2 protein-coding genes are annotated in these 1,546 nt (G+C 37.5%); one reads left to right on the top strand and one right to left on the bottom strand.

Annotated features, from left to right (window positions below):
- On the bottom strand, window positions 1–389 hold a 389-nt coding region (locus F6K13_RS32475; protein WP_287289818.1), incomplete at its 3' end, for a hypothetical protein.
- 7 nt (window positions 390–396) lie between these two features.
- Here F6K13_RS32475 and F6K13_RS32470 point away from each other — a divergent pair.
- Window positions 397–936: an S-layer homology domain-containing protein gene (locus F6K13_RS32470; protein WP_287289817.1), complete on the top strand. Its 540-nt coding sequence runs from the start codon at window positions 397–399 to the stop codon at window positions 934–936.
- The last annotated feature ends 610 nt before the right edge of the window (window positions 937–1,546 follow it).

The following is a 1,546-nucleotide window of genomic DNA, read 5'->3' as shown; positions in this document are numbered from 1 at the left end:
AGTTGATTATCCAATTTTATTATTAGATGAACCTGGGCGAGTGAAACAGCAGATTCTCCTTCTCCAAAAGCAGAAACTTCTGACTCATCCACGGCAGATTCTCCTTCTCCAGAAGCAGAAACTTCTGAGTCACCAGGGGTGAGTGAAACAGCAGATTCTCCTTCTCCAAAAGCAGAAACTTCTGACTCATCCACGGCAGATTCTCCTTCTCCAGAAGCAGAAACTTCTGAGTCACCAGGGGCGAGTGAAACAGCAGATTCTCCTTCTCCAAAAGCAGAAACTTCTGAAATTCCGTTAGTCGTTACAGCAGCGCCATCTCCTGAAATATCTCCTATTGGCAAAATTAAATTTTCTGATGTTCCAGATAATTTTTGGGCCAGTAATTTCATTCAACCTTTGAAAGAACGTGATATTATTGCTAAGGTTGATAACGATAAATTCGAGGCAGATCAACCTGTAACGCGAGCCGAATTTGCTACTCAAATTCCTAAAGTATTTGAGGAAAAATTAACAGAAAGTGCTGTTAACTATAAGGATGTACCAGCAGACTCACCGACTCAAAAAGAAATTCAAACAGCTACTAAATCTGGTTTTTTGAGTGGGTATCCAGGAAATATTTTTCGTCCAGAACAAGAAGTACCAAGATTACAGGTATTAGTTGCTTTAGCTAGTGGCTTAAATCTGGAAATTCCATCAAATCCTGATCAGGTTTTAAGTATTTATCAAGACAAAGAAAAAATACCTGATTGGGCTAAGGAAAAAGTAGCAGCAGCTACTGCAACTGGATTGGTAGTAAATCATCCAGATGTAAAAATTTTGAATCCAAATAAACCTGCTACTCGTGCTGAAGTTACAGCGATGTTTTATCAGGCTTTAGTAAGATTAGGAAGGGTAGAACAGGTTTCATCAGAATATATTGTGACTCCGAAAAATTAAAATCGGCTGTCTTTTTTGATGAACAGTTTTTCTCTAAATATTTACCCTAAATAATCAATGTCTAAAACACCCGGTTTCTCCTAGAGACCGGGTTGCTAAATAGAAAGTTTAGATCGGCTGCAATGTTATATCATGTCCGGTTGAATACTTATAAATAAGGAGTCAGTAGGGAAGAAGAAGGAAGTTTTTCCTGAACGCTATTAAAGGGATATAATATTACTATTCATTGATCATATAGCAATGTGCGCTGGCATATTTACAAATTATAATAGATGTCCAATAGCTAAAATCCTATATTATAGGTTTTTTATTTCCCCTGTTGCCTGTTGCCTGTTGCCTGCGCACAGCGCTATACCAGGCGCGATCAATGTTGCCTCAAAAACATATAGATAATTTTGGTATTAGAATTGCTCTGTTTTTCTCAAAACTTATTTATCTAATTGAGCGAGAAAATATATTATTATTATTGGTTTTGTTCTTACTTTGAGTGGTATCAAGTACGATTTTCCTCTGAATTTTCGCCGTTCCATGTTATACCAAGCGATTAAGATGAGTCGAGCTGATGGAGTTTACCAAGAAAAAGAAAAAGCTGCTGTGGCTAAAGCAGCAG

The sequence above is a fragment of the Okeania sp. SIO2B9 genome (genome assembly GCF_010672505.1).
GTDB classification, from domain to species: domain Bacteria; phylum Cyanobacteriota; class Cyanobacteriia; order Cyanobacteriales; family Microcoleaceae; genus Okeania; species Okeania hirsuta.
Note: the sequence above shows the minus strand (reverse complement) of the source record. Positions and strands in the feature narration are given on the sequence as shown.